Source organism: Brachybacterium paraconglomeratum, from assembly GCF_003994255.1.
Taxonomy (GTDB): Bacteria; Actinomycetota; Actinomycetes; order Actinomycetales; family Dermabacteraceae; genus Brachybacterium; species Brachybacterium conglomeratum.
This window is the reverse complement of the sequence record NZ_ML133856.1, coordinates 141,407-166,721: the sequence shown is the minus strand read 5'-3', so window position 1 is coordinate 166,721 and position 25,315 is coordinate 141,407. Positions and strand designations below refer to the sequence as shown.

Below are 25,315 nucleotides of genomic sequence, written 5' to 3'. Positions count from 1 at the left end.
ACCAGATTACCGGGAAGCGCCTCACATGCAGGGAAGTTGGCTCTTGCGCGGTGACAAGTGGATGCCTTACGGTACGGGTACCACTTGTCACCGACTCGAAAGGAGTGCAGGATGTACCTCATCACCCAGAGGCGCACCTATGGATACGGGCGCCCGAAGATCCGATACCAACGGGAGGCATGGATGCTGGTCAAGGACCCCGCAGCCATACGGCGGGCCAGGAAGGCGCGCGGCTTCTCGCAGCGCGACCTCGCCGCGCTCTGCAAGTGCACGCAGGCGGCGATCTCCGCACTGGAGACCGGGACGATGAAGTCCTGCAGCGCCGACCTCGCGAAGATCCTCTGTCGGCGAGTCGAGCGCGACCTGGAGGACCTGTTCATCGACCCGAAGGTCGAAGCCGTGCCCACGATGACAAGTGGTACCCGTACCGTCTCGCCGGCGAAGGCGGTGGCCTGATGACGATCACGCCTCTCACCACCGAGCGCCGAGCGCGTCACGTGCGCGCCGCGGTGCAGCGCGGCCTCGACGCCCGCGTCCGCCCGATCCGCACCGAGCCGCGGCAGCACTGCCGCTACTGCGGCGACCTCGCCGCCGGCGCCCGCACGGTCGAGCACATCTCCCGCGACATCACCGCGGTGGACCGCGCTCGCCAGATCCTCGCCCGCGACTTCGGCGACGCCTTCCCGTACGCGGATCGCGCGCTCGCCGATCTCCGCCGGGAGCTCGACTCTGCGATCGACGCCGAGCTCACCCGAGGCGGTGCCTCCCGATGAGCGCCGAGCGCACTCCCGTCTGGGCCATCGACTTCCCCACCGACGGCACGGCCCATGCCGCGAAGGTCCGGGGCGAGAACGTCATCGGCATCCCCCTCGACGTCCTGGACGAGATCCCCGAGGGCGACGTCCTGGTCATGCTCACGCCCACCGAGGCGCGCAACCTCCACGCCGCGCTCGGCGCCGCGCTCGCAGGTGTCAACGGAGGCGCCGCTGAAGCGGTTGGGTCGTCAGGCGCCGATCTGCAGGATTCCCGAGAGGGCCGCGCTGATCAGGTTTCCGGACGCGCCGGCAGCGGTGCCCGAGGCGAACGGGACGATTACCGACCAGACCGCGCTCGCGAGCCGATCTCTCTTTTCCGTGGGGAGGTCTCTCGCGTGGATGGCGACGAGTCCGACGGCCTCGTACGACGCAGCGCGGACGGCCTCGAAGTCGACGTCGTCTCCTTCGAGGAGCTGCTTGAGATGGCGAATGACCTCGCGGAGGTGCTGGAGCCCGTAGTCCTGTCCGACCGTCACCGGGTCGAGGATCTTCTCGCACTCATCAAGGGCCTCCTGAATGGCCTCGATCTGAAGCGGCGTCAGGCTCAGGGATCGGGCCGGTGAGTGCGTCATGAGCTTTCCCAGCTGCACGAGTCCCAGGCGCGTCGAACCCCTCAGCTTCACGGGTCCCTGCGCCCATCCCTGCTCTGGAACGAAGACGAAGTGCCGGAGCTCGTTGACGAACTCCGCGTACTCGTGCGTGTCCTCCTCCGCTTCGATGAACGCCTCGATCTCTAGGAGCAGCCGCACCGCGGCGAGCTCGTTCTTCCACAAGGAATCTCCGAGCCGCGTAGAGGTGCCGCGTTGCGTGAGTACTGACGGATTCGCTCCGCTCACTTCGTGCTTCCACGTGTCGATGAGAGCCAACAGCTCCTTCGCAGCGTTCGTTGCCAACTTCTCCCCCTCCTCATCGAGCCCACGTCGGCTCAGCGCATGAAGTGCGCCCCGCCGGCCAGGGCGGGGCGCTGACACCGAAGTGCCGCTCTATCGAAAGGAACGATCGTGAGCACCAGCATCATCCCATTCCAGTTCGAGGACCGCGAAGTTCGTGCGCTCGATGTGGAGGGCGAGCCGTGGTTCGTCGCCTCCGACGTCGCGAAGATCCTCGGCTATCGCATGGCATCGGACATGACCCGCCGCCTCGACGAGGACGACAGGGGTACGCGCTCAGTGCGTACCCCCTCAGGTGATCAGGAGATGACTGTCATCTCCGAGCCGGGGCTGTACGCCGCGGTGCTTGGCTCGAAGGTCGCCGGCGCGAAGGCGTTCAAGCGCTGGGTCACGCACGACGTGCTCCCTGCGATCCGCCAGTACGGCGGGTACCTCACCGAGCAGAAGATCGAGGAGGTGCTCACCGACCCGGACACGCTGATCCATCTCGCGACGCAGCTGAAGGAGGCGCGGGCCGCGCAGCTGCGCGAGCAGAAGGCACGCGAGGCGGTCGAGTCCTATGCCCGGGATCTCGAGCCGCGTGCCGACGGCTACGACCGCTTCATCGCAGGGGACGGCACGTACAGCGTGGGCTCGGCCGCGAAGATGCTCGGCCTCTCCCAGAACAAGCTCTTCACCGAACTGCGCAACGCCCGGGTCCTGATCGCGAAGGGCGCGATGGCGAACACCCCGTATCAGCAGTACATGCACCACTTCGTGGTCAAGGCCCACTCCTACGAGCGGCAGGACGGGACGACGGGCACCTCGTACACCACGCGGGTTCAGCCCTCCGGGCTCGGGTTCGTCGCCCGGAAGCTCGGACTCCCGCAGCCGCTCCTCCCCCAGGCCGCGGCATGACCGCCCCGCGCCATCGAGCGCTCCCCCGCCCTAGTGGCCGGCACCGAGGCCCCCGCCGCCGCGCCCGCGACCTGTTCCGCGCCCTTGCGGAGACCGCCCCGAAGCACAGGAAGGACCCGTCATGACCACGAAACACCTCACGACCGTGGAGGTCGCGGAGATCCTCCGCTGCTCCAAGTACTCGGTGCGCCGGTACGTGCAGCGCGGCCTGCTGCCGGCTGTGCAGATCATGCCCGGCACGACGTACCTCATCCCCGCGGACGCCGTCGACGCGCTCCTCGCCGAGCACGTCCAGCACCCGGAGCCCGAGGCCGTCGAGCTCGAGCCCGCGGGCCCGCTGATGTTCTCGCCGCGCAACGCGCGCTCCTCGGCGCAGGCCGGCCGACGACGGGGGCGTGCGGCATGACCGGCCACCTGCTCCCCTTCCCCACCGGCCGCCGTCTCCCCCGCGCCCAGGTGACGAAGGCGGGGTTCCGGGACGAGGACCTGCGGTTCATCGTCGGCTGCTCGTGCGGGTTCTCCCGCGTCGAGCACGTGAAGGCCGAGGCGTCCCGCGTGAAGCGCGACCACGACGCCGAACACCGCCGCGCCGAGGCCGCACACCCCGCGGGCAAGGCCCGACCGGGCGGGGGTGAGGGGGCATGAGCGCGCTCCTGATCCTTCTGACCCTGGCCGCGCGGGTCGTGCTCGCCGGCGTGATCATCGGCGCGATCAGCTTCGTGGTCTGGGCGCTCCTCGACTGCACGCTCGGCGACTCGGCCGCGCTCGCCGCCGAGGTGCGGCGCCGCGCTCGCCGGGAGGTGGCCGGCCGGTGAGGAGTCGTCGCCCCGGAACTCCGCGCCCCGCGCGTCCGGCACCGGTCTGTGAGGACTGCGGTGCGGATGTGTGGTGGGCGTGGGGGCTGCACGGGAAGGTCTGGACGCCGCTCGAGCCGGTGCGCTACCAGCTCGACGGCGGGGTCGGGACCTACGAGGTGTGGCGGGACGCGCACGGCGGGCTGCTGTGCAAGTACCGCGCGCCCGGTGAGCGGGGCGACATGGACCAGTCGTGGCGCGGGAACCACCACAACGCGAAGTGCGGGCGGTGGCGAGACGAGGTCACGGCGGGGCTCGTACGGGAAGTCGCTGCGGCGCTCCCAGTGATGGAGGACAGGGACTTGCTCGCGCTCGGCCATCGGCTGCGCGGGCTCGGAGACGAGATCTCCGGACAGATCAGGCGCCGGGCCATGGAGGCCGGCGAAGACCAGGAGGAGCAGGAGTGATGGAGCAGATCCAGGGAGTCATGGAGCAGGTGCAGATGGTGCACGTCGACGTGCTCCACCCGCATGAGCAGAACCCCCGCATCGACGCCGCGCAGGTGGAGGACCTGACCGAGTCGATCCGGGAGCACGGCATCGAAGTCCCCCTCGTCGCCGCACCGCGGGACGACAGCTGGACCGACTTCGTCGTCCTCGGCGGCCACCGCCGCCTCACCGCCGCGCACGCCCTCGGCCTCACCGAAGTCCCGGTGCAGATCCGCGGCGACCTCACAGACCCGAAGGCGCAGCTCGCGTTCATCGCGACGGAGAACATCCTCCGCGACCAGCTCACCGCCGTGGAGGAGGCCCGCCTCGTCCAGGACATGCTCGACCTGGGCATGACCCAGGCCGAGGTCGCGAAGCAGACCGCGCTCGGCAAGCAGCGCGTGAAGGAGCGGGCGAAACTCTCGAAGCTCGCCGACGACACCGGGGACAAGGTCCACCGCGGCCAGATCACCGTCGACGACGCGCTCGTGATCGCGGAGTACAGCGACGACCCCGAGGCCGTGGAAGAGCTCGAGCGCACGGCCGGCACCTACCAGTTCGACTGGGAGGTCTCCGCAGCGCGACGCCGCCGCGAGGACCGCGACCGCGCCGCCACTTCCCGTAAGGAGGCGAAGAAGCGCGGCCTCCGCATCGCCGAGGCGGCCGTCGGCCTCACCGATCTCGTGGAGGCAGGCGTCTGGGCCACCCCCGCAATCGAGGAGGCGGCCAAGGACGGCCAGACCGACCCTGGCGAGTGGGTCTCGCTCCTCGCTGACGAACACGCCGACTGCCCCGGGCACTGCGGCGTGATCATCACCCAATCCGGCATCCGCGTCCCGGTCCTGGGCCACGTCCCCGTCGGCACGCTCGTCGTCGGCTGCGACCAGCAGAAGACCCTCCACCCCAACGACAGCCCCGCCGAAGCCCCCGCCCCGGAGCCCGAGCCCGCCGACCCGTGGGACGACCTCGACGCCGAGGACTTCGCCACCGCGAAGGTCCACCGTGAACGTCACCTCGCCGCCACCCTCCCCGGCCTCGACCTCACGAAGGAAGCCACCGACGCCACCGCCGCCAGGCTCGCCAAGCAGGGCTGGAACGGCTACGGCGACGACAAGGACGCCATCGCGCTCCTCGAGGCGCTCACCGGCGCCGAGGGCAAGCCCAAGGTGACCAAGGCGCTCACCACCTGGCCGCTCCCCGTCCTGTCCTGGCTCGAGACGCACTGGTGGACGCTCAAGTCCGACCACCGCGCCATGACCCTCGGCCGTGCCGGCTCCTCCTACTGGACCGCCACCTCGAAGCTCCGCCAGCTCCTCGAGCTCAGCGGCTACGAGTGGACCCCCGTCGAGCAGCAGGCCATCCTCCTCGCCACCGGCATCCCCCACGACGCCGACCCGGCCGACAGCGCCGAGGGCGACGCTGCGCTCGCCGAGGGCGGTGAGGCGGCATGAACATCCGACCCACCAGGTTCCGGAAGAAGCCCGTCGAGATCGTGGCGATGCGGGTCATCAACCCCGTCGACAGCATCGAGACGGTCCTCCGTTGGATTCGCCGTGAAGGCGGGACTGCCTACCTGCATCTGAACTGCGGCGACGGTGAGTCCCATCTGCTGATCCGCACGCTCGAAGGCGACATGATCGCGGCGCTGGGCGACTACGTGATCCGCGGCGTGCAGGGCGAGTTCTACCCATGCAAGCCCGACATCTTCGAGGCGACCTACGAGCTCGCCGAGGGCGGTGAGGCAGCGTGAGCACGTCGATCTCGTTCGAGGTGTACGGCCTCGAGTTCTGCCGGATGCTCGGCGCCGTGGGGCTGTTCCAGGCGCGGCCGCAGGACTTCCCGTCCTACGCGGCGGTGCGCTGCTTATCCCGGCACGACGGGCTGTCCCTGGCGGCGCTGAACGGCGGCGCGGCGGCGGCCGGCCTGGTGCAGACCGAGGACGACGACGGGTTCGGGGCGTTCTCGATCCCGGCCGCGCAGGTGAAGGCGATCCTCTCGGTGTTCAAGGTGACGCTCCCGAAGGAGGTCTCCGCGCAGGAGTACCGCCTCGCGGTCGAGGTGTCGGATCGGCAGATGACGATCCGGGACGTGTCGGGCCTGATCGATGGGTCGTCGCTGACGGTCGACGTCGCGGAGGACCCAATGACGCTCGAGCGCGGCGACAAGTCGTCGTTCGACCTCGCGCTGCAGGCGTTCGAGGTGGTGCAGCGCGGCCTGGACCCGCGCCCTGCTATCGCGCTGGACTCGGGGATCTTCTTCTCGCCGGCGCAGTGGGGTCGGGTGGCGCGGGCCGCGACGGCGCTCGGCGTCGAGCTGCATCTGCGGATGCTGGGCCGCACGGCGGTGTTCCCCCTCGCGGAGGACTTCGTTGCCTACGTCCCCTCGAGCGAGCACCGCGAGGACGACGAGCACCGGGCGCCGTGGATCGATGAGCGGTCCCTCGCCGAGTGGCGGGAGCGTCTGCGCGAGGTCATCGATGAGGGGGCGCTCTGATGCTCCGCATCGACAGGAAGCTGGTGTTCCTCGACATCGAGGCGACGTCCCTGGACGTGCACTCGGCGAGGCCGTGGGAGATCGCCACGATCGAACGCCGCATCGACGGCACCGAGCAGCGCACCTGGATCATGGTCTCCGACGTCGACCTCACCGACGCGGATCCGCGTGCGCTCGCCGTGGGTCGCTTCGAGGAGCGACGGGTGCGGGATGGCCGTGCTCGCTGGCTGTCGGAGGAGATGGCGGCGCTGTGGCTGTCGCGTCGCCTCACGCCGGGCTGCACCGTCGTCGGCTCGAACGTCGCGGGCTACGACCTGCCGATCCTCGCCGCGATGCTCGGCCGCTGGGGCCACTCTCCGGCCTGGCATCACCATCCGATCGACCTCGTGACGTGGACGCAGGCTCGCGAGGCCGGGTCCCCGTTCGCGACGGTCGGCCTGACCGCGGGCTCCTACGAGCTGTCCCGGATCGCTGGGGTGCAGCCGCCCGCGGCGGACGTCGCGCACACCGCGATGGGTGATGCGATGTGGGCGCGTGCCTGGTGGGACGCGCTGACCGAGACGGCGGTGACGGTCTGATGCCGGCCCGGTCTCGGTCGAGTGTGCCGGTGGTGTGCGAGTGCCCGCGGGTGCGGCACGTCCACGGCGAGTACACCTGCTACGCGTCGTGCGGCTGTGGCTGCCCGCCGTGCATGGACGCGGCGCGCCGATACCGCGCGGAGTCGCGGATCCGTCTCGCCCGGGAGGGGGCGTCGTTCCTGCCGATCGGGCCGGTGCAGGAGCACATCAAGGTGCTGCGCGGTCGCGGGATCGGCACGCGCCGCCTCGCGGAGCTGTCGGGTGTCCATGCGCGGATGATCCAGGCGATCGTCGTCGGGTCCCGGGGGCCTCGTGATGGGGAGCTGCGGTCGGTGCGCCGGGCGACGGCCGAGGCGCTCCTCGCTGTCGCGCCGTCGGCCGCTGCCGTCGCTCCGCAGCGGCAGCTCGATGCGACGGGGACGCGGCGCCGCATGCAGGCTCTCGCGGCGATGGGCTGGTGCCGTGCGGAGCTCTCGCGCCGTGGCGGGTTCACGCCGACGACGGCGGGCCGGCTGATGGTCGCCGAGTGGTGCTCGCTCAGCTCGGCGCGGCGCGTGCATGCGCTGTACGAGGAGCTGTGGGATCAGGCGCCGCCGTCGGCGACGCGCGCCGAGCGCTCGGCGGTCTCCCGCATCCTCCGCGAGGCGGAGCAGCAGCAGTGGGCGCCGCCGGCCGCCTGGGATGACGAGCTGATCGACGACCCGGCCGCGGAGCCGACTGTTCTCGAGCCCGAAGGCGACGACATGGACGCCCGCCTGGATGAGCTCGTGTTCCTCGCGTCCACGGGTGAGGACCTCGACCGGGCGGCGCGCCGTCTGGGCTGGGGGGGCGTGGGAGTCGGCGCGGTATCGCGCGGTGGTCCGCGGTCACCGCGCGGGCAAGCTCCGCTCCCCCGAGGTCTCGGAGGTGGCGGCATGAGCGCGGCCCAGCAGGCCGTGTCCGGAGCGATCACGGCGCGTGGCCGGTTCGTGGCGACGTTCCCGTACTACGGCGGCTTGACGAGGGAGCGGCTGGCCCGGCATGTGCGGTGGCCGTTCCTCGAGCTCGCTGAGGCGGAGGGCGTGGAGCTGCTGCCCGGCGACCCCACGGTCCGGATCGACCGGACCGGCGCCGGCGACTTCGTCGTCGTCTCGCAGGCCGCGGTGTCCCGCCGCCCCGTCGCGGAGGTGCGCCGCCGCGCGGCGGAGATGGCGTACGAGCACGAGCAGGCCCATCCCCTGCTCGCGAAGTGGATCAGCAAGCACCTGCAGGAGGTGGCGTCGTGATGGACGGAACCCTGGCCCGGCCCGAGCCGTGGATGGCCAACGCGCTGTGCGCCCAGGTCGACGGGGACCTCTGGTTCCCCGACAAGGGCGGCTCGACGAGGGAGGCGAAGGCGATCTGCCGCCGCTGCCCGGTCCGTGCCCAGTGCCTCGCCCTCGCGCTCGAGCAGGGCGAGACCGGGATCTGGGGCGGCACGTCCGAGAACGAACGCCGCCGCATGAAGACCAGCGCGGAGGCCGCGTGATGCACGTCCTCCACCAGATCCCCGCTCGGCAGACCCGCCGGCACGACAGGACCCTCGACTGCCCCTGCGGCCCCTCGCAGACCGTCATGAAGCGGCCGGGCGAGCAGCCTGCCGTGACCATCACCCACCACGCGCTCCCGAAGGAGACCCGATGACCACGCGACGGACCCTCCTCCGCGCCGCGGCATGGACGGCACCAGCTGCGCTCGTCGCGGTGGCCGCGCCCGCGATCGCGACCTCGCAGCTCCGCGACGTCCTGGTCTTCACGAACCTCACCGCGACCGTCGGCGCGGAGGCGCTCGCCGTCTACGCGAACACGAAGGTCATGACCCGCGGCGGCGACCCGGTGCCGGGACTGGTGGTCACGGTCGCGGTCGGGGCGGATGCCCGCACCACGACTCATCGCCTCGATCCCTGGGGCGCGACGGACCTCGTCTCCGTCGTGTTCGAGGACCAGCCGGCCGATCACCCGATCGTCGTGCAGTTCCGTGCGGAGGCGCCGGGCGTGCAGCCCATCTCCGGCACGGTCACCGTCACCCCGCCCGCGTGGTGGGAGAAGGAGCAGACCCGATGACCCTCACCGACCGCCGCCTGTACGCCGCCGCCGTGGATCACGCCCACCTGACCATCTGCCTCGTCCTGTACCCGCTGACCGCCGTGCTCGTCGCGGTCGGCCTCGCCCTCTGAGGAGACACGACATGACCAGTCGCAAGCCCCGATGCCCCATCTCTCCCGGAGGCGTCCTCGACGACTCCCGCCACTGCGGCCGCGAGCTCGGCCACGAGGGGCCGCATCGACTGCCCTCCGGCCTCGAGTGGGGCGAGCCCGGATCGTACATCCGCCACGAGAAGGACGAGCTCACCCTCGCCCTCGTCCAGCAGCAGCGAGACCAGGCCGTCGCCCGCGCGGAGAAGGCCGAGAAGCGGGCCGCGCTGTGGAAGGAGACGGCCCGGCGGGCGATCCGCTGGCGGAACTACTTCCGTGACGTCCGGGATGACCTGCTCCGCGCTCATCTGGTGTTGCAGGAGGAGCTGGGCGCGGGGGCGACACGCCTCGCCGAGTCCCGTCCCCTCACCCCGGACGCGATCACCGACGAGATGCTCTACCGGGGCCTGTCCGCCTACTACAACATCGAGACCACCACGGCTCGATGGGACGCCGACCGGGCAGAAGACTTCCGCCGTGCTCTTGCCGCCGCGCTGACCGAGCCCCCGAAGCGGCCCGAAGGAGCCGAGGAGATCGAGCGGCTGCTCATGGACGCCGACCGCGACGGCGGGGAGGTGTACCGCACCGACGGCTACACCCGCCTCGCCGACTACCTCGCGGAGGGCCTCTCGAAGGGCGGCGCCCGCGCCCCCGAGGACGGTGCCGCATGAGGCACCGCGCCGAGGTGTTCCGCGCCGCCCCCGGCGTGTGGTGCGCCTCCCTCTACCGCTACGGAATCGTGCTCGTGGGCCGAGCCGGATACCCCACCCACCAGGAGGCCCTGGACGCGCCGCTCGTCGCCGTCGGCCTCGCCAAGCCCGCCGAGCACCGGGAGGCACCGTGAAGCACATCCGAGTCAGCCTCACCGACACCGAGGCCACCGCTCTCGAACGGGAACTCGCGGCACCTCGCGGATGGGGTGTCCGTCCGTCGAAGCCGCTCCTCACCGCCGAGGCGAAGATCCTCGCCGCCCTGGCCGAGGTCGGCCTCACCGAGAAGGAGAACGAACGATGAAGCGCAACGACGGCATCACCGACGAGCAGCAGTACGCCGCCGCGCGCGCGGACCTTGCCACCTTCCCCGACGGACTCGACCCGCTCACAGCGTGGCTCTCGGGCTCCAAGTGGGCGCGCACCCACCTCGCCGCACAGGAGCCGACCGACGCCGAGGTGCAGGCGTACCTCGCCGCGTTCAGCGCGGACCTGCCGCCCGACACCGAGTGGACGCCGGACACCATCGAACGGGTGAAGCGAGGCCTGTCCGCCGCTCGACGGGGCACGGCACGAGGAGGAGCAATGAACCCCGAAGACCCCCACCTGCGCAACCTGGTCGCGGGTGCGGTCATGGACGCGCATGGCGAATGGGTGCCGCTCTCGCTCCGCTATCGCATCGCGGAGAAGGTGCTCGAAGCCCTCGCGCCGCTCGTGGGTGAGGAGGTGCGGGCTGCACAGCGCGTCCGCGACGTCCACGCCATCGACGCGGACGGGAACTGCGGCCACTGCACTCGCGGCCGCGTCTACCCCGTCCCCGCGCCGTGCGAGACCGTGCGCGCGCTCGCCGGAGGCGGTGAGGGTCGGTGATCCGCTTACCTCGTCGTGCCCGCGCTGTGCTGCGCCTCGTCGCGCCGTGCGTGTTCGGGATCGCGGCCGGTGGCTACGTGATCCCCGCGCTGCTCGCCCAGGACTGGATCCTCGCGCTCTGGGCCGGCGTTGCCGCTCTGTGGACGTTCCTCTACGCCGCGCACTCCTGCCCGCCCCCGCCCGCGCCGGCCGAGCCGACCCCGCCGTCGCGCGGCGTGCAGTGCGTCCACTTCATCGGCGGTGCGCAAGACGGCGGCCAGGGCATCGTCGCCACGAACGGCCGGGACCTCGACCAGGCGGTGCTCTCGATCGACGGGACGGACTACCGCGTCACGAGCGTGCGGACCACCTGCTACACCGCGGAGGCCGACGCATGAGCCGCCACCGTCCCGGCACGAGGGTCCGGCTGCGCCGCGGCCGCGTCGCCCACGTCGTCGCCTCGATCGGCACGCCGGACGACGGCTCCCGCTTCACCCTCTGCGGCATGCCCGTCCTCCTGGACGACCGCGCCGCGCTCGACACCGATCCCGACTGCCAGGGCTGCTACACCCGGCCCGCGGCCCGTCCCCGAAGGAAGAACCGATGACCCAGACCTCCCCCTCGACCGTCGGCGCGCTCGCCGCCGACGCGATCGGCCGCGACCGCATCATCGTCCAGCACGAGGGGAGCACCCTCTCGGGACTGCTGGTCGACCTCAGTATCGACTCCGACGTCCTGGTGGACGGCACGTGGGCCGAGCCGAGCCGCACGATCGTTGCAGACGTGCGGGTGTCTATCACGCTCGGCTCGATCACCATCGCCGGCCTCCGCCGCGAGCACCCCTGCGAGGTGATCGCATGACCACCCTGTACCGCCCCGTCCTGATCGAGTCCGCCGAGCAGGCCGAAGCGCTCCCGGTCGGAACGATCGCGCTCCTCGGACCGGAGAGGCCCGAGGCCTTCGAGAACGCGGCCGCGGTCAAGGTCGGCCCCGAGGAGACCTCAGAGGGCGTGCCCCTGTGGCTGGTCCACTCGCAGGGCACAGCAGATGACGCTCGCATGGTCGGCTGGACGGCTCTCGTGCCCATCGAAGCCGAGGAGCAGACGCAGATCGACCCCCAGGTGTTCGCCGAGCTCGACGCCAGGATCGCGTACACACAGGCGGCCTACGCGCTTCCGCCCGGCGATCTGCAGGTCCGGCACGTGAAGCGGCTCGTTACCCCGTGGGAGGAGCGATGACCACCACCATCTGGGTCCCCACCCCGATCGAGTCGGCCGAGCAGATCAGCCTCCTGCCCGACACCGCAATCCTCGTCGGCACCGAACCGGGCGAGCCTCCCATCGCGCTGGTGCGCGGAGGAGAGATCGGTGGCACCCAGGTCTGGGAAGTGACCGGCAGCCCGGATTTCGAGTTCGAGTCCCGCCTGATGGCCTGGGGCGCCCGCTGGGTCGCGCTGCTCCCCGTCGAGGTCGAGGCCGAGACCCTCCGCCACCGCGCCGGCGGCCGCCAGAAGACCGTCTACGTCACGCCCTGGCAGCCCCTCACCGGCACCACCGAACCCGGCGACGACGCCGAGGCGCTCGCCGACTGCGGGGATCAGGCATGAGCGCTGTCCGCTGCCGTCGGCGCGCCCCGAGCTGGCTCGGCGCTGCTGCGCCGTGCCCTGTCCGCGCCGCGCCGCCGCGGCCGTGTCCCGACGGAGGGGAGGTGATGTCGATGGCTGGAGAGACCTGCCCGTCCTGTGACGGGCTGATCAACCCGACGACCGGTGAGTGCCGGTGCTCGGACTGACCGCGCTGGTGAACGAAGGAGAGGAGGAGGGACGTGCCGTTCTTCCAGGTGGACGACGATTTACCCACGAGCTCGAAGGTGAGGACGCTTGCCTACGAGCGCGCCGCGGCGGGTGACCTGACGGGGTTAGCCGCGATGGGGCTGTGGACGATCGCCGGCGCCTCGGTGCAGGCTTCCCTGACCGACGGGGTCGTGTCCCGGGTGGAGTTGATCCGCGCAACGCTGGATCCTCGCTCGGCGGACATGCTCGCGTCGCTTCTGGTCGAGGCCGGGTTCTGGCATGCGCCGGACCACGACTGCCCGCGCTGCCCGGCGGTCGAGGGCGGCACGTTCCTCTTCCACGACTGGTTCGATCTGCGCTACGACCGCGGCGAGCAGGTGAAGACCACGCGCCGCAAGCGCAAGGAGCTGCAGGACCCCGTGCTCGTCCAGTCCGTCTGGATGCGCGACTGCACGGATCCGCAGAACCCGACGATCGGGAAGTGCCGCTACTGCGGCGAGACGGTACGCCGGCAGGACAGGAAGTCCGACCGCGCACCGGAGATGGACCACGTCGATCCCACGAAGGCCTACGGGGCCCGGAACGTCGTGCTGTCCTGCCGGTCGTGCAACCGCAAGAAGGGCCGCCGCACGCCGGAGGAAGCGGGCATGGTCCTGCGCCCGGCGCCGAGGCACGAGGATCTCGTCGACATGGTGGACTCGCCCCGCAGGGACGAAGGGTCGCCGTCGACGGATCCCTGGGTGGACTCGCTCCGTATGGACGCAGGGTCGCCCAGCAGCCTCGAGGAGGACCCGGGCCCGCCGCCGGCATGGGCTGTCGATCCGGAGGAGGTGGAGCAGGCTCGCCCCGAGCGGACGCAGGGCAGCTCCACCCCTCCCGGATCCGGCTCCGCCGCACCGGCCCCGGCTCCCGCGGCCCCCGATCAGGCTGGATCAGATCTGATCGGATCTGATCCGCGCTTGATCTACCAGCGGGAACGTCCTGGATCAGATCAGATCAGGCCGGATCAGACCGGAAATCAGCCTGATCCGCTGTCCCGTGCGGGTGCGCGCCCGCGCGTGGACGCGCCCGGGCATGGCCAGGGTCAGGGTCAGGGAGAGGGTTCTGGGCAGGGCCAGGGTTCCGGCTCGGGTCACCGTCGGCGTCGTCGGCGGAAGAGGTCTCGTGGTGCTGGGAGCGGTGGTGCTTCTGGGGCTGGGAGTCGTGTGGAGGTGGGTGATCCTCCGGTGGTGGATCCGGGGTCTGTGCCTGGGAGGTTCGGGTCTGCCTGGTATCGCCATCATGGGCCGCCCTCTTCGCTGGGTGAGGAGACGACGTGTATGGAGCATGGGATCAACGCCCCGTGCTGGAAGTGTGAGGAGGAGCGGTGAGCGAGGGACTGCATGAGGCCTGGGACTTCGAGAACCGGGTGAACCGTCTGCGGAACGAGCTCGACGAGGTGCCGCGGCTGCTGGGCGAGGTGTCGGACGTGATGCTGTCGATCGGGCGGTCGTCGCTGTCGATGGCGCCGGCGAGGTCGAGCGAGCGGCCGTTGCCGGGTGGGCGGGCGTTGGCTCTGCTGGGTCCGGTGTCGGAGCATGCGACCGAGGGTGATGATCTGCCGCATCCGGTGACGGTGCTGCGGGAGATCGCCGACGCGGTGCGGGAGTGGCAGGGCGAGCGGTCGGTGGCGGGCGAGTCGATGGCGGCGGCGGTCGAGTTCGTGAAGGGTGCGGCGCGGTGGGTCGTGGCGCATGAGGAGCTGGCTCGGTGGGTCGAGCTGCGGCTCGGGCAGACGCTCGGTCTGCTGCGGTCGCTGGTCGGTGATGTCGAGCGGGTCGAGCCGAGGACGGTGGACCCGTCGCTGATCGAGGACCACATGCGTGCGCTGCTCGACGAGGCGCCGGGCTCGTACCGGATGACGCCGGCGGAGGCGGATCACTTCTGGCCGGGGATCTCGGATCGGATCAAGGCGCATCGCTCGAGGGCGAAGGCTCGAGCGCGGGAGGAGTCGAAGCGTGAGACCCGCGCGGCGGGCGAGCACGTGCACGTCGAGCCGGTGTACTTCGCGCTGCCGGACGAGCGGGGCCGGTACGGCGCCGACGAGCTCGCGGACTTCCATCGTGTGCGTGGGCATGTGCGGACACGCCGAGAGGAGGAGGGGTCGTGCACATCGGAGCCCGCCGTGTAGTAACCTGCAGGCGCGTGTTCAGCATGCCCTGATCCTGGTCGAGAACCCCGGTCGAGCCCCTCGAGGCTCCCGGGGTTCTCGCATGCTCGGGGCTGGTGGTGCATGCCCTTGACCGAGGTGGTGGTCCTGATGTGACCGCGCCTCGTGCTGCCGGGAGCGTCGGTGCTCCGCCCCGGCGCTGACCCCTCACCCGAGCCCCCTTGCCGCCGGCGGGTCCACCCGCGGCCCACTCCCCCGGGGTGGCCCGCCGGCGTGCACATCGTGGGAGGTGGCCATGCCCCGCGCACCCCGCCGCCCGTGCCCCGTGCCGGGATGCCCCGACACCATCGGGGTGGGCGAGCGGTACTGCACCGAGCACGCCTCTCGGCATGAGCGCGTGCGAGGCACACGGCAGCAGCGCGGCTACGGCCGGGAGCACGAGGTGGAGCGTGCACGGTGGGCGCCCATCGTGGCTACCGGCACCGCCCGGTGTGTGCGGTGCGGGGAGTACATCGCCCCCGATGCGGAGTGGTCCCCGGACCACACGGACGACCGCACCGGGTACCTCGGTCCGGCACACCGCCGGTGCAACCTCCGGGCTGCCGGTCGTGCTGTGCGATGGCGGGGCAACGCTCGCTGACCGTCGCGCGTCGGACCCGCGAAGGACCAGCTTCGGTCCCGAGCTCGACGCGCTGACCTCGCGCGATGCAGCGCTGATCGACGGCTCGTGCGCTCAGCCTTCGACGCTGTGACCTGCGGGTTTGCTGAGCGCTCGGCGCGCTCGCTCGTCGCGCTCGACGTTCTGACCTGCGCTTTCGTCGCTCGCATCACGAAGGACCGTCGAAGCGACGAGCCGCTGACCTGCGGGTTTGTCGGCCGCGCCGCGCGTCGCGCCGCGCGCTCGCCGCTCGCCGCGACGCTCTGACCTGCGGTGATGGGTGGGGGGACCCCCTCCCCCCGCCCCCTCCGGGACCGCCGGGGAGGAGAACTCGTGGCCCCGCAGGTTGGACAGTTCTGATCAGGGGGTCCCCTTCGGGATCTTCCGACCACCGAGGAGGTGCCCGATGGCCGGCCCCGCTGCGCGCCCGGCGCTCGCCGTGCTCCGCGAGGGCAACCCGAGTCACCGGCCCGTCGAGGAGGGCGTGAAGCTCCCGCCGGCGGAGTTCCCCGAGCCGAACTGGTCGCGGGAGTTCCCGGAGGCGAAGGCGCCGCGGCGTCCGAAGGAGCCGGAGCGCGAGCAGGGCGAGTCGATCGAGCACTTCACGCAGCGGCAGTACCGCTTCGACAAGCAGCTCGAGGCGTACGAGCTCCGCCGGCAGGCGATCAACGGCACCCGCTTCGTGCGGCGCCGCGCCGCGGAGGAGTGGAGGCGGGTCGTCCCGATCCTCCGCAACTCCATCGGCCTCTCGGATCCGGACTGGTCCATCGTCGTGGACATGTGCGTGTGCGTCGCCCGCCTCGAATGGTGCGAGCACGAGCTCGCCCGCGTCGGCCTGATCGTGATGGGCCAGCGCGGCCCCTCGAAGAACCCGCTGACGACCGTCGCCGGCCAGTACCGCGTGCAGCTGAAGACGTACATCCGCGAGCTGGGCCTCTCCCCCAGCGCCCGCACCGGCCTCCCTGCCGGGATGGGCGACGACGGCGACGACGAGGACGACATCTTCGACTGATCTGCCCGCCACGACCCCCGAGAGGGCGCTGCGCGCGACCCGACGGGAGGTGACAGGCCGTGGCCACCGCCGACTACGACGCTCTCCCGGTGCCGTACGACGCGCTGATCGAGCTCGGCCTCTCGCACGAGCAGATCATCGACGCGCTCGACCGCCGGCCCCTCGTCCTCGCCTGCCAGGCGAAGGACCATCCGGGCGCCTGGTACGACGTGCCGCGCGCTCGCCGGGCCCTGCAGGCCCTCGGCGCGTTCAAGCACACCAAGGGCCGCTGGGCGGGCGTGCGGATGCGTCTGGGCGAGGGCCTGGACCCGTGGCAGATCGTCTGGGTGATCGCGCCGATCTTCGGCTGGGTCTTCCACGACTCCGAGATCGACCGCGTCGTGCGCGTGATCCGCTCGGCGTGGATCGAGGTGCCGCGCAAGAACGGGAAGTCCACGCTCTCCTCGGGGATCTCCGGGGTGCTGCTGCTCGCCGACTCCGAGCCGGGCGCCGAGGTGTACAACGCCGCGGGCTCGACCACGCAGGCCGGCCGGGTGTTCGAGGACGCGAAGCGCATGCTGTCGACCTCGAAGGCGGCGCGGCGCCGCGTGGAGCCGCTGAAGGACGTCGTGCGCGTGCCGCGCACCGGCAGCATCCTCCGGGTCCTGTCCCGCGTCGCGGAGACAGCGCACGGCCTGAACGTCTCGGGCGCGATCATCGACGAGGTCCACACGCTGCGGCTGCGGCGCGCGCTGGTCGAGGCGATCGAGACCGGCGTCGGCGCGCGGGATCAGCCGCTGATCGTCTTCATCACCACGGCCGACGAGGCCGAGGAGGGGACGGTCTACGACGAGAAGCACCGCCTGACCCGGAACCTCGCGCTCGGGATCCTCACGGACCCCTCGCACTACGGCGTGATCTGGGCGGCGGAGCCGAGCGACGACCCGTTCTCGGAGGAGACGCAACGGAAGGCGAACCCCGGCTACGGGAAGTCGCCGACGAAGCGCTACCTCGAGGGCGAGGCGACGAAAGCGAAGTCCTCGCCGACGTACCTCCCGACGTACCTGCGGCTCTCGCTGAACTTGCGCAAGCGGGCGCAGAGCCGCTGGCTGGACATCGACAAGTTCGACGAGCTCCGCGCCCCGATCGACCGCGCCAAGCTGCGCGGCCGGCGCGCCTGGGGCGGACTGGACCTGTCGGCCGTCTCCGACTTCTCGGCCTGGGCCGTGTGGGTCGAGTCGAACCGGCCCGGCTTCGAGCTGGACCTGATGATCCGGTACTGGGTGCCGGGCGAGCGGGTCGAAGACCTCGAGAAGCAGCTGCTCGTCCCGCTTCAGCAGTGGATCGACGACGGCCATGTCGTCGCGACCGACGGCGACGTCATCGACTACTCGACGATCAAGTCGCAGATCATCGGCGACGCCAGACACTTCGACATGCGCCGAATCAGCTACGACCGGATGTTCGCGGGCCAGATAGTGCAGGAGATCGATCAGGAGCTCCGCGGCGTCGAGGTGAACCCCGTCGGCCAGGGCTTCCTCGGCCTGTCCGCGCCGGCGAAGGAGTTCGAGCGGCTGCTCGGCTCCCAGACGGTCCGCTTCCCCGACGACCCCGTGACCCGCTGGATGGCGTCGGTCGTCGAAGTGAAGCGCGACGAGACCGACAACATCCGGCCCGTGAAGCCGAACCGCCAGCAGGCCCTCACCCGCATCGACGGCATCCAGGCCGCCGTGACGGGCCTGGACGGCTGGATCCGCACGGCCACGCAGAACACGCACAGGAAGGTCGTCGTCGGCTCCCGGCGGTGACGCCAGGAAGGGGGTGCTCGTGGCCACGGAGCTCGAGACGTTCGAGAAGCTGGACCGCATCCGCATGGGCCGACAGCCCGCGCTCACGCACCTGGACCTGTACCTCAAGGGCGAGCAGCCGCTGAAGTACATGGCGCCGGCTCTCGAGGAGGAGTTCGGCGGCCGCGTCACCCAGCTGGTGATCAACTGGCCGAAGATCGTCACCGAGCAGTACGAGAACGTCCTCGACGTGACGGGGTTCCGCGCCCCCTCGACGGGCAACGGCGGCCCCGACGAGAAGATCGACGCCCTGATGTGGGACATCTGGAAGGACAACGACCTCGACGAGCAGGCGCCGATGCTGCACACCGAGTCGATCGGGCTCGGCGACGCGTACATGATCTCCGGCGAGGGCGAGTCGAAGGACGACCTCCCCATCGTGACCGCGGAGTCGCCGTTCCAGGCCTACGCCCGCCGCGACCCTCGCACCCGCAAGATCGCCGACGGCATCAAGCGCTGGACCGAGGGCGACGACGACGAGAAGGTCGAGTGGGGGAACCTCTACCTGCCCGACTCCCGCGTCACGTTCCGCAAGACCGGCGACGGATGGGTCGAGGACCGCCGCTTCAGCCACGGCTACGGCTCCCCGCTCATCGTCCCGTTCACGAACCAGCAGCGGCTCCTCGAGCCCTACGGCCGCTCCGAGTTCGCGGACATCATCGGGATCGCCGACGCGATCAACAAAATGGCCACCGACATGATGATCAGCGGCGAGTTCCACGCGATGCCGCGCCGCTACGCCTTCGGCCTCCGCAAGGAGGACTTCGAGGACGAGAACGGCAACCCCATCAGCGACTGGAAGAAGCTCGCCGGCGGCATCTGGGCCTCCGAGGTCCCCGGCACCGATGTGCAGGTGGGCCAGTTCCCCGAGGCCGACCTCACCAACTTCCACTCCTCGGTGAAGCTGCTGTTCCAGATCGCGTCGATCATCGCGTCCCTGCCCTCGTACGTGACCGCGTTCGGCGGCGACAACCCCGCCTCCGCCGAGGCACTCAAGGCCGCGGAGATCACGAAGAACAAGCGCGCCGAGCGGAAGGTCACCGTGCTCGGCGGCGCCCACGCCGAGGTGCAGCGCAACAACCTCCGCATCCTCGGCCGGTACACCCCGGAGATGCGGCGCATCGAGACCCAGTTCCGCCCCGTGGCCACGGCCAGCGAGGGCCAGCTCAGCGACTACGCGATGAAGCTCGTCTCCCAGGGCATCATCCCGCCGCAGCAGGCCCGCAAGGACCTCGGCTACTCCCAGGAGGAGCGCCGGCAGATGGAGCGCTGGGACCGCACGAACCTCGCCGACCCGTTCATCTCCCGGATCACCCGTGAGGACGACGCCGGGGAGGTCTGATGCCCGCCGAGCAGCACGTCCCCGGCCCGGCGACCGGACACTACCGCCGCATGCAGGACCTGCAGCTGCGCGCCGTGCGACGCGGCCGCCGAGCCTGGGTGCAGATCGACCCCGCCCACCTCTCCGCCTCCTGGCGCGAGCAGCTCCCGCTCCTCACCGCCGGGATCACCGAGGTGCAGGGAGAGGCGACCACGGCCGCCGCCGGCTACACCGCCGAGACGCTCGCGGCGCGCGGCGAGTACGAGTTCCCGCGCGCCTTCGCCGACCCCGCCGCGTTCACCGGCGTCCTCGACGACGGCGGCGACCTGACCGCCGCGATGTACATGCCCGTCATCACGACGAAGCAGGCGCTCGCCGGCGGGCTCACGATGCGGCAGGCGCTCGCCGCCGGCCGGGACCGGCTCGACCGGATCGTGGCCGGCGCCGTGCGGGACTCGTCCCGCGCCGTCGCCTCGGTCGACGTCACCGCGCGGGACAGCATCGGCTACACCCGGATGCTGAACCCGCCGAGCTGCTCGCGCTGCGTGGTGCTCGCCGGCCGCTTCTACCGCTGGAACAGGGGCTTCGACCGCCACCCGAACTGCGACTGCATCCACGTCGCGGCGAAGAACACGACGGCCATGCTCGACGAGGGCCTGGTCGCCGACCCGTACGAGTACTTCCAGAGCCTCTCCCCCGAGGAGCAGACGAAGTACTTCGGCCGCTCGGAGGCGCGCGCGATCCGCGACGGCGCCGACCTCTACCAGGTCGTCAACGCCCGCCGCGGCATGACCCGCGTAGGCGCCCGGCCCGGCCGACGCGCCCGCCTCACCTACGAGGGCACGTCGAGGTACGGCAACTTCGGCCGCCGGGGCGCGGCCCGCGCCCGCCTCACCGTCGACGAGATCTACCGCACCGCCGGCACTCGCACCCGCGCGCTCCGCATGCTCGAGGAGGAGGGGTACATCCTCCCCGGCGGCCAGGAGCCCGGCGGCTCGATCGCGGGCCCGTTCCGCCTCCCCAAGAACGCCTCCCAGGCGACGAAGGAAGCATGGCTCACCGGCCTCCGCGACCCCACGAGCATGGCCACCATGACCGAGGCGGAGAAGCGCCGCTACCGCGCCGACCGCGACTGGCAGATGGTCCGAGCAGGGATGAACCCCTACCAGGCCGGCGCCGCCCAGCGCTGGCGCTACCTCACCGAGGGCCGCGGCACACCCCGCGGCGGCTCCTACCCCCGGCCCCTCACGGACCAGGACCGCGCCAACGCCGAGGCGGCGTACCGCCGCTACGTCCTCGGGCTCGACGGCGGCGACGCCGCCCTCGGCACGCGGCACACCCTCCCCGCACCGGGGACCCGAATCTAGGCGCTGCCGCACCGGCGGCGTCGCGCTCGCCGACGGCGGGCATCCCCTGGCGGCTCTCGGCGTGATGCCGGGTGCCGCTCCGCCCCGGGCCGTTCCGCGTGATGCGGCCGGCCCACACCACTGATCCCAGGCCGTGCCGCGTGATGCGGGCGGCCGCGACCTCGTGACGAGGAGCAACCACATCATGAAGATCTCGAACCCCTTCCCCCACGGCATCGACATCACCGCCCCGGGCGGCATCGACCAGCTGATCGAGTTCCATCGCGGCACCTTCGGGGACTGGCAGATGAACGCGAACGTCGCCGGCAGCGCAGGCGGCTCCACGGAGTCCGGCGGCGACGGCGGCGACGGGGGCAACTCCGACGGCGAGCACGGCGCCGGGGACTCCGGCGACGGCGACACCGCCGACGACGGCAACAAGGGGCTGAGGTCCGCCCTCGCCGCGGAGCGCAAGGCGTCGAAGGACGCGACCACAGCGCTCGCCGCGGCGGAGGCCCGCGTGAAGGAGCTCGAGGACGCCAGCAAGTCCGAGGAGCAGCGCCAACAGGAGGCGCAGGAGAAGCGGGACGCCGACCTCCAAAAGGCGCTCGGCGATCTCGCTGCGAAGGACCTCCTGATCGAGCGGTACGAGGTCGCGGCCGAGAAGGGCCTGGACCTCAAGGCCGCCCGACGCCTGCAGGGCTCCTCGCGCGAGGAGCTCGAGAGCGATGCCGACGACCTGATCGCCCTGCTGGGCGGTGCGGAGCGGCAGTCCGAGCGTCGGGGTGATCCCGGCCAGGGCGCGCGCGGTGACGCGCAGGAGTCCTCGTTCGCGAAGGGCTCCGAGCGCGGCAAGGCCCGCTTCGGCGAGCAGAAGTAAGCGGTCGACCCCGCCCGGGGCGGCCGGAACCACCACTCCTGAAGGAGGAGAACCATGGACATCTCCGTCCGTGACCAGGTGTTCGGCGGCGACAACCGGGCGTGGCTCGGGTCGCAGCACGGCACCGAGAGCAACCGCTCGATCACCCTCGACGTCTCGACGTTCACCGAGGCGACCCACTACCCCGACGGCTTCATCCCGTCCGGGACCGTGCTGGGCGAGATCACCGCGACCGGCCTGTTCGGGCCGTTCGATCCGAACGCCGAGGACGGCCGCGACACCGCGGCCGGCCACCTCTTCAACAGCATCCCGGTCAGCGCGGGCGCCACCAACCTCGGTGCGCCGCTGCTCGACCACGGCGCTGTCGTCGAGTCCAAGCTCCCGGCCGACTCCGGCCTGGATGCGACCGCCAAGGCTGACCTCGCTGGTCAGATCCGCTACCGCTGAGGAGGAGCGCCATGCTCATGAACGACATCGTCCCCGGTGGCGCGCTGACCGCGTTCGCGCGTGAGGTGCCCACCCCGGCGAACTACATCCTGAACCAGTTCCTGCCCGACAAGGCCGTGCAGGACATCGAGGCGACCATCGACTCGGTGACCCGCACGAACCGCGCCGCGAGCTTCCGCTCGTACGACGCGGAGACCCCCATCGGGCAGCGCGACGGGTTCTCGCGCCGCAAGGTCATGCTGCCCCCGGTGGGTCAGAAGACCGTGATCGGTGAGCTCGAGCGCCTGCAGCTCGAGAAGATCCGCAACGGCGGCGGGAACACCGCGGCGATCGCCGACCAGGTGTACGACGACGTCGAGCTGAACGCGCGCGCCACCCTGGCCCGCGTCGAGCTCGCGCGCGGCGACGTCCTCGCGGACGGCAAGTTCACCCTCGCCGGGGAGAACGGGCTGACCCTCGAGGCCGACTTCGGCGTCCCGACCGACAACCTGGTCGCCCCGACCGTGCTGTGGAGCGACCACGCGAACGCGACGCCGCTCTCCGACCTCGTCACCTGGGCGCAGCGCTACAGCGACGCGACCGGCGAGATGCCCGGCTCGATCATCATGTCGCGGACCGCGCGTTCGCACATGCTGCAGTCGGCCGAGGTGAAGGCCGCGGCCCGTCCCGGCACCGCGCTCCCGACCGCGATCGCTCCCGCCGAGCTGAGCACCCTGCTCGAGAGCTTCGAGCTCCCCGCGATCACGGTCTACGAGACCCGCGTGGAGATCGGCGGCGCCGACACCCGAGTGCTCCCGTCCGAGAAGGTCGTGTTCGGCCCCTCGGACCCGGCCTCGCTCGGCGAGACCGTCTGGGGCATCACCGCCGAGGCGCTCGAGCTCGCCGGCATGTCCAACCCGGAGCTGACCTACCAGCAGCTCCCCGGCCTCGTCGGCGTGGTCATGAAGACCTTCGACCCCGTCCACACGTGGACCAAGGTCGGCGGCGTGGTCATGCCCGTCATCTACGACCCGCGCAAGCTGCTGGTCGCCGACGTGATCTGAGGAGGATCTCCATGGCGAAGACGCTGACCCGGACCGTGTACGTCGACGGCGTGGCCTACGGGCCCGCCTCGGCGATCCCGGAGGACGTGGCGAAGCGGATCACGAACCCGAAGGCCTGGGCCGACGCGGATGCTCCCGCGCCGGCCCCGGCCGGGGTCGTGCCGGCCACCGCCGCCGAACGCGCGGCGGACGAACCGCCGAGCGCGGAGTGGACCGTGCGCGAGCTGAAGGACTTCGCGAAGGCGGAGGGCATCGCCCTCGGCGACGCCCGCGCGAAGGACCAGATCCTCGCGGTGCTCGCCGACGCCGGCCACGCCGGCCCCGAGGGAGACGACGAGGGCGAGGACGCGGCCGACGCGGACGTGCCCGAGGCGGACTCCCCGGAGGACGTCGACGAGCAGCCCGCCGACGACTGAGCTGAGGAGGTGAGGCCGGGATGGAGAATCCGGCGAACATCGACGATGTGAAGGCCTTCTACCCCGGCCTCACCACCGAGCAGGAGGCCCAGGCCGAGCGGCTGATCGCCGTGGCCTGGGTCCGCCTGAAGGCGATCCCCGGGCTGCGGATCGTGGCCCGGATCGAGGCCGGGAAGCTTGACCGCGACGTCGTCGCCTCCGTGATCGGGGAGATGGTCGCGAACGTGCTCCGCAACCCCGAGGGCGCCCGCTCCCGGAACACCACGGTCACGATCGACGACTACACCGAGACCGATCAGCTCACGATTGACCAGGCCCGCTCGGAGGGCCTGCTCTACCCGACCGACAGCATGCTGGTCATGCTGCGGGAGAACCGCCGCGGCGCATGGACGGTGATCCCGTCATGAAGTCCCCTGCGGAGATCGAGGCCGTGCTCGAGCGCGGCCGTGCACGTGCCGCCTCGCTCATGACCGATCGGGTGCGGGTGTGGCGGCCCACGGGTCGCTCCACCACGGACGGCCGCGGGAAGGTCGTGGACGAGCTCGTGCTCATCTGGGGCGACCGCGACGAGGGCTCGCCGGCGAAGGCGCAGAACGACGCGTCCTACCCGTCCTCCCCGGACGTGGGCGCCGTCGGCCGGGCCACGCTCCGCGTCGCGCAGGTCCACTTCCCCTACGGCACCACCGAAGTGCAGACCGGGGACATCGCGGAGTTCGTCTCCTCGAAGAACCCCCGCCTGCCCGGCTCTCGGATGCGGCTCCGCGCCGACGAGGACAAGACGCACACCACCGCGGTGCGCATGAACGTGCAGGAGGTGCTCCGTGGCGGTCCGAGTTGACGTCTCCGAGCTCCGCACGCTCTCGACGGCCATGGCCCGGATCCCGGACAAGGTGCAGCGCGGCGTCCGCCCCGTCGTGTCGAAGGGCGCCCTGAACATCAAGCAGGAGCTGCAGATGGACCTCGCGTCCTCGCAGAGCTTCCGCGGGATCACGTTCTCGGTGAACTACGACGTGAAGGTCACCGCCGGCGGCGTCGAGGCGGAGATCGGCCCCGACAAGGACAAGTACGGCGGCGCGCTCGCGAACGTCGCGATCTTCGGCACCAGCCGAGGCGGCGGCACCGTCCCCGACCCGTCCATCGCCTTGATGGCGGAGGCGGACCGGTTCGAGACCGCTCTCGGCGACCTCTTCAAGGGGCTGCTGTGATCGCGGCGCACTTCACCGCGGTCCGCGACCTGCTCGCCGAGGCGGCAGCCGACATCCCGGTCTACGACACGGACGCCTCCGAGATCGTCGGCGACCCCGACGAGTACCCGTTCTTCGTCCTCTCGGGCGGGACGGTGCGCGGCTTCTCGGAGTCGCTCGGCGGCTGCGAGGACGGCGCGCAGGCCCTCGTCCGGGTCACGCACACCGCCCTCGCACCGGCCGCCGTGCGCGAGCTCGTGGAGATCTCCCGCGCCGCGCTCGAGGGCGCTGCTCTCGCCGTGCCGGGCCGGTACGGCTGGGAGCTCGCCCTGGACGACTCGCAGGACATCGAGATCGACCGGGACGTGCGCCTGAACGGCGCGGGCACGTCGGCGTTCCCGTACTTCGCGGTGGACATCTACCGGCTGGGATCGACCCGGTACGGCTGATGGCCGGCCCGCTGTTCCATCCATCCCCTCTCGCCCTCGGTCCCGTGCCGGGGGCTTCGTCATGAA

The 25,315-nt window shown here is 71.3% G+C and carries 40 protein-coding genes; 39 read left to right on the top strand and 1 reads right to left on the bottom strand.

Features of this window, described 5'->3' with window-relative positions; genetic code table 11:
• Positions 1-111: 111 nt before the first annotated feature.
• Positions 112-456, top strand: coding sequence for a helix-turn-helix transcriptional regulator (locus DS079_RS11085; protein ID WP_126987653.1), 345 nt, complete (start codon positions 112-114; stop codon positions 454-456).
• Positions 456-773 (top strand): hypothetical protein, encoded by a 318-nt coding sequence (locus tag DS079_RS11080; RefSeq protein WP_126987651.1) that lies wholly within the window; start codon positions 456-458, stop codon positions 771-773. Before DS079_RS11085 ends, DS079_RS11080 begins: the two co-directional genes overlap by 1 nt.
• A 230-nt stretch (positions 774-1,003) precedes the next feature.
• Here the strand turns inward: DS079_RS11080 and DS079_RS11075 are convergent, their stop codons facing one another.
• Entirely contained in the window at positions 1,004-1,708 is a 705-nt protein-coding gene (locus DS079_RS11075; RefSeq protein ID WP_126987648.1) for a hypothetical protein, read from the bottom strand.
• Between the two features lie 108 nt (positions 1,709-1,816).
• Here DS079_RS11075 and DS079_RS11070 point away from each other — a divergent pair, with 108 nt between their 5' ends.
• From DS079_RS11070 to DS079_RS10905, 37 genes are all read left to right on the top strand, one after another.
• A complete protein-coding gene (locus DS079_RS11070; RefSeq protein WP_126987645.1) occupies positions 1,817-2,602 on the top strand; it encodes a phage antirepressor in 786 nt (261 codons plus the stop codon).
• A 121-nt stretch (positions 2,603-2,723) separates the two neighbouring features.
• A complete protein-coding gene (locus DS079_RS11065; protein ID WP_126987642.1) occupies positions 2,724-3,008 on the top strand; it encodes a helix-turn-helix domain-containing protein in 285 nt (94 codons plus the stop codon).
• On the top strand, positions 3,005-3,247 hold the full coding sequence (locus tag DS079_RS11060) for a hypothetical protein (RefSeq protein ID WP_126987639.1): 243 nt from the start codon (positions 3,005-3,007) through the stop codon (positions 3,245-3,247). The genes DS079_RS11065 and DS079_RS11060 overlap by 4 nt, the downstream gene beginning before the upstream one ends.
• A complete protein-coding gene (locus tag DS079_RS17130; RefSeq protein WP_164736215.1) occupies positions 3,244-3,417 on the top strand; it encodes a hypothetical protein in 174 nt (57 codons plus the stop codon). Before DS079_RS11060 ends, DS079_RS17130 begins: the two co-directional genes overlap by 4 nt.
• Before the next feature lie 68 nt (positions 3,418-3,485).
• A complete protein-coding gene (locus tag DS079_RS11055; RefSeq protein WP_126987636.1) occupies positions 3,486-3,863 on the top strand; it encodes a hypothetical protein in 378 nt (125 codons plus the stop codon).
• Positions 3,863-5,335, top strand: a complete 1,473-nt coding sequence (locus DS079_RS11050) for a ParB/RepB/Spo0J family partition protein (RefSeq protein WP_126987633.1) — start codon at positions 3,863-3,865, stop codon at positions 5,333-5,335. The genes DS079_RS11055 and DS079_RS11050 overlap by 1 nt, the downstream gene beginning before the upstream one ends.
• Complete coding sequence (locus DS079_RS11045; RefSeq protein ID WP_126987630.1) at positions 5,332-5,634, top strand: hypothetical protein; 303 nt, start codon at positions 5,332-5,334, stop codon at positions 5,632-5,634. The genes DS079_RS11050 and DS079_RS11045 overlap by 4 nt, the downstream gene beginning before the upstream one ends.
• A complete protein-coding gene (locus DS079_RS11040) occupies positions 5,631-6,377 on the top strand; it encodes a hypothetical protein (RefSeq protein WP_126987627.1) in 747 nt (248 codons plus the stop codon). The genes DS079_RS11045 and DS079_RS11040 overlap by 4 nt, the downstream gene beginning before the upstream one ends.
• Complete coding sequence (locus DS079_RS11035; protein WP_126987624.1) at positions 6,377-6,955, top strand: 3'-5' exonuclease family protein; 579 nt, start codon at positions 6,377-6,379, stop codon at positions 6,953-6,955. Before DS079_RS11040 ends, DS079_RS11035 begins: the two co-directional genes overlap by 1 nt.
• A gap of 113 nt (positions 6,956-7,068) precedes the next feature.
• Positions 7,069-8,220, top strand: coding sequence for a hypothetical protein (locus DS079_RS11030; protein WP_126987622.1), 1,152 nt, complete (start codon positions 7,069-7,071; stop codon positions 8,218-8,220).
• Positions 8,220-8,462 (top strand): WhiB family transcriptional regulator, encoded by a 243-nt coding sequence (locus tag DS079_RS11025; protein ID WP_126987619.1) that lies wholly within the window; start codon positions 8,220-8,222, stop codon positions 8,460-8,462. The genes DS079_RS11030 and DS079_RS11025 overlap by 1 nt, the downstream gene beginning before the upstream one ends.
• A complete protein-coding gene (locus DS079_RS17125) occupies positions 8,459-8,617 on the top strand; it encodes a hypothetical protein (RefSeq protein ID WP_164736214.1) in 159 nt (52 codons plus the stop codon). Before DS079_RS11025 ends, DS079_RS17125 begins: the two co-directional genes overlap by 4 nt.
• Positions 8,614-9,036, top strand: coding sequence for a hypothetical protein (locus tag DS079_RS11020; RefSeq protein WP_126987616.1), 423 nt, complete (start codon positions 8,614-8,616; stop codon positions 9,034-9,036). Before DS079_RS17125 ends, DS079_RS11020 begins: the two co-directional genes overlap by 4 nt.
• Before the next feature lie 124 nt (positions 9,037-9,160).
• Positions 9,161-9,838 (top strand): hypothetical protein, encoded by a 678-nt coding sequence (locus DS079_RS11015; protein ID WP_126987612.1) that lies wholly within the window; start codon positions 9,161-9,163, stop codon positions 9,836-9,838.
• The gene (locus DS079_RS17120; protein ID WP_164736213.1) at positions 9,835-10,011 is read left to right on the top strand and encodes a hypothetical protein; all 177 of its coding nucleotides are present in this window, start codon (positions 9,835-9,837) and stop codon (positions 10,009-10,011) included. Before DS079_RS11015 ends, DS079_RS17120 begins: the two co-directional genes overlap by 4 nt.
• On the top strand, positions 10,008-10,181 hold the full coding sequence (locus tag DS079_RS17115) for a hypothetical protein (protein ID WP_164736212.1): 174 nt from the start codon (positions 10,008-10,010) through the stop codon (positions 10,179-10,181). Before DS079_RS17120 ends, DS079_RS17115 begins: the two co-directional genes overlap by 4 nt.
• The gene (locus DS079_RS11010) at positions 10,178-10,747 is read left to right on the top strand and encodes a hypothetical protein (protein ID WP_126987609.1); all 570 of its coding nucleotides are present in this window, start codon (positions 10,178-10,180) and stop codon (positions 10,745-10,747) included. The genes DS079_RS17115 and DS079_RS11010 overlap by 4 nt, the downstream gene beginning before the upstream one ends.
• Complete coding sequence (locus tag DS079_RS11005) at positions 10,744-11,124, top strand: hypothetical protein (RefSeq protein ID WP_126987606.1); 381 nt, start codon at positions 10,744-10,746, stop codon at positions 11,122-11,124. Before DS079_RS11010 ends, DS079_RS11005 begins: the two co-directional genes overlap by 4 nt.
• Positions 11,121-11,333, top strand: a complete 213-nt coding sequence (locus DS079_RS11000) for a hypothetical protein (RefSeq protein ID WP_126987603.1) — start codon at positions 11,121-11,123, stop codon at positions 11,331-11,333. Before DS079_RS11005 ends, DS079_RS11000 begins: the two co-directional genes overlap by 4 nt.
• A complete protein-coding gene (locus DS079_RS10995; RefSeq protein ID WP_126987601.1) occupies positions 11,330-11,587 on the top strand; it encodes a hypothetical protein in 258 nt (85 codons plus the stop codon). Before DS079_RS11000 ends, DS079_RS10995 begins: the two co-directional genes overlap by 4 nt.
• The gene (locus DS079_RS10990; RefSeq protein WP_126987598.1) at positions 11,584-11,964 is read left to right on the top strand and encodes a hypothetical protein; all 381 of its coding nucleotides are present in this window, start codon (positions 11,584-11,586) and stop codon (positions 11,962-11,964) included. The genes DS079_RS10995 and DS079_RS10990 overlap by 4 nt, the downstream gene beginning before the upstream one ends.
• Entirely contained in the window at positions 11,961-12,332 is a 372-nt protein-coding gene (locus DS079_RS10985; RefSeq protein WP_126987595.1) for a hypothetical protein, read from the top strand. The genes DS079_RS10990 and DS079_RS10985 overlap by 4 nt, the downstream gene beginning before the upstream one ends.
• A 218-nt stretch (positions 12,333-12,550) precedes the next feature.
• Positions 12,551-13,888, top strand: coding sequence for an HNH endonuclease (locus DS079_RS10980; RefSeq protein ID WP_126987592.1), 1,338 nt, complete (start codon positions 12,551-12,553; stop codon positions 13,886-13,888).
• Between the two features lie 68 nt (positions 13,889-13,956).
• A complete protein-coding gene (locus DS079_RS10975; RefSeq protein WP_126987590.1) occupies positions 13,957-14,688 on the top strand; it encodes a hypothetical protein in 732 nt (243 codons plus the stop codon).
• 706 nt (positions 14,689-15,394) lie between these two features.
• Positions 15,395-15,592, top strand: coding sequence for a hypothetical protein (locus DS079_RS10965; RefSeq protein ID WP_126987587.1), 198 nt, complete (start codon positions 15,395-15,397; stop codon positions 15,590-15,592).
• Between the two features lie 139 nt (positions 15,593-15,731).
• The gene (locus DS079_RS10960; protein WP_126987584.1) at positions 15,732-16,337 is read left to right on the top strand and encodes a P27 family phage terminase small subunit; all 606 of its coding nucleotides are present in this window, start codon (positions 15,732-15,734) and stop codon (positions 16,335-16,337) included.
• Positions 16,338-16,396: 59 nt separating this feature from the next.
• Positions 16,397-18,124 (top strand): terminase large subunit, encoded by a 1,728-nt coding sequence (locus tag DS079_RS10955; RefSeq protein WP_126987581.1) that lies wholly within the window; start codon positions 16,397-16,399, stop codon positions 18,122-18,124.
• 19 nt (positions 18,125-18,143) lie between these two features.
• Entirely contained in the window at positions 18,144-19,505 is a 1,362-nt protein-coding gene (locus tag DS079_RS10950; protein WP_126987578.1) for a phage portal protein, read from the top strand.
• On the top strand, positions 19,505-20,851 hold the full coding sequence (locus tag DS079_RS10945) for a VG15 protein (RefSeq protein ID WP_126987575.1): 1,347 nt from the start codon (positions 19,505-19,507) through the stop codon (positions 20,849-20,851). Before DS079_RS10950 ends, DS079_RS10945 begins: the two co-directional genes overlap by 1 nt.
• 184 nt (positions 20,852-21,035) lie before the next feature.
• Entirely contained in the window at positions 21,036-21,710 is a 675-nt protein-coding gene (locus DS079_RS10940) for a hypothetical protein (RefSeq protein WP_126987572.1), read from the top strand.
• 54 nt (positions 21,711-21,764) lie between these two features.
• Positions 21,765-22,157 carry a head decoration protein gene (locus DS079_RS10935; RefSeq protein WP_126987569.1) on the top strand — a complete coding sequence of 131 codons (393 nt, stop codon included), beginning with the start codon at positions 21,765-21,767 and terminating at the stop codon, positions 22,155-22,157.
• An 11-nt stretch (positions 22,158-22,168) separates the two neighbouring features.
• Complete coding sequence (locus DS079_RS10930) at positions 22,169-23,200, top strand: major capsid protein (RefSeq protein ID WP_126987567.1); 1,032 nt, start codon at positions 22,169-22,171, stop codon at positions 23,198-23,200.
• An 11-nt stretch (positions 23,201-23,211) separates the two neighbouring features.
• Positions 23,212-23,616 (top strand): hypothetical protein, encoded by a 405-nt coding sequence (locus tag DS079_RS17110; protein WP_164736211.1) that lies wholly within the window; start codon positions 23,212-23,214, stop codon positions 23,614-23,616.
• A gap of 20 nt (positions 23,617-23,636) precedes the next feature.
• Entirely contained in the window at positions 23,637-24,023 is a 387-nt protein-coding gene (locus DS079_RS10920) for a hypothetical protein (protein ID WP_126987564.1), read from the top strand.
• Positions 24,020-24,454, top strand: a complete 435-nt coding sequence (locus DS079_RS10915) for a DUF6093 family protein (RefSeq protein WP_126987561.1) — start codon at positions 24,020-24,022, stop codon at positions 24,452-24,454. Before DS079_RS10920 ends, DS079_RS10915 begins: the two co-directional genes overlap by 4 nt.
• Positions 24,438-24,821 carry a hypothetical protein gene (locus DS079_RS10910; RefSeq protein ID WP_126987558.1) on the top strand — a complete coding sequence of 128 codons (384 nt, stop codon included), beginning with the start codon at positions 24,438-24,440 and terminating at the stop codon, positions 24,819-24,821. Before DS079_RS10915 ends, DS079_RS10910 begins: the two co-directional genes overlap by 17 nt.
• Positions 24,818-25,249, top strand: a complete 432-nt coding sequence (locus tag DS079_RS10905; RefSeq protein ID WP_126987555.1) for a hypothetical protein — start codon at positions 24,818-24,820, stop codon at positions 25,247-25,249. Before DS079_RS10910 ends, DS079_RS10905 begins: the two co-directional genes overlap by 4 nt.
• Positions 25,250-25,315: the final 66 nt, after the last annotated feature.